The following is an 835-nucleotide window of genomic DNA, read 5'->3' as shown; positions in this document are numbered from 1 at the left end:
ACTAGCCCGAATCGCGTTAGCTGCAAAGAGGGCTGAGCCTATTTATCAGTATCAGTCAGGGGTATGCAACGACCAGTTCGACGGCATTGAATGGGTTTGGGATGATTGCGATAAAGGATTTTATAATCAATACGACCCCGCCCGCCGTCGCATCGTCTACACCACCCCACAGTTGAACTCTCCGGAGATACCGCAAGGTTGGATTAAGTGCAGTGACCGGATGCCTGAAAATGATGAATTTGTGCTTATCTGGCCGCTTCCTGATTTTGGGGTTGATCTGCATGTTGGCCAGTATATTAAATTCCATAAGAAAGGACCGGGATGGTTCGCTCAAGTGTCCGAGCAAAATTATGGCGTTGAGTTTTATCCCATCACTGTAACTCACTGGATGACACTACCCGCCGCTCCGGAGAGTGAATAATGGATAAACAAATAACCCTGTCCAAGAAGCAATACCGCCAACTCTGCGACGCATACATCAACACAGTAAACATGATGCCCCAACTCCTGATGATTACACCTCTTCAAGATGACAGGTCACCAGATGCTTTGTATGCGTTACAAACGACAATACAAACCGTTGAGAAGCAACTGAAAGGGGCGCTCGATGGAGTTCATGGCTGACAATATGGGGAATATACCACTAACGATAATGGCATTAGTTATTGTTGTGGTGCTATTCGCTTGCTTATCGGAGTGGTGATATGCAAATCGAAATGGTCAAGAATGCCGGTGGCGTTTTTGTTCCAGCGTTCGATCATGACTTACCCAGGTTAACCAAGTTCAAAAACGGCGAGATGTACACCGCCGACATTAAGCTAACTCGCAACCCCGC

At 47.1% G+C, this 835-nt stretch carries 2 protein-coding genes; both read left to right on the top strand.

From position 1 onward, the window contains the following. Positions 1–421, top strand: a 421-nt coding sequence (locus V2A85_RS24070; RefSeq protein ID WP_420072604.1) for a DUF551 domain-containing protein, incomplete at its 5' end; no start/stop codon positions are given. Continuing rightward, positions 421–624, top strand: a complete 204-nt coding sequence (locus V2A85_RS24065; protein WP_420072603.1) for a hypothetical protein — start codon at positions 421–423, stop codon at positions 622–624. The genes V2A85_RS24070 and V2A85_RS24065, both read left to right, overlap by 1 nt. Positions 625–835 lie beyond the last annotated feature (211 nt).

Origin of the sequence: Yersinia sp. 1252 StPb PI (genome assembly GCF_048593885.1) — a bacterium.
GTDB lineage: Bacteria > Pseudomonadota > Gammaproteobacteria > Enterobacterales > Enterobacteriaceae > Yersinia > Yersinia enterocolitica_E.
The sequence above is the reverse complement of the archived record's forward strand: the minus strand, read 5'-3'. Positions and strand labels throughout refer to the sequence as shown.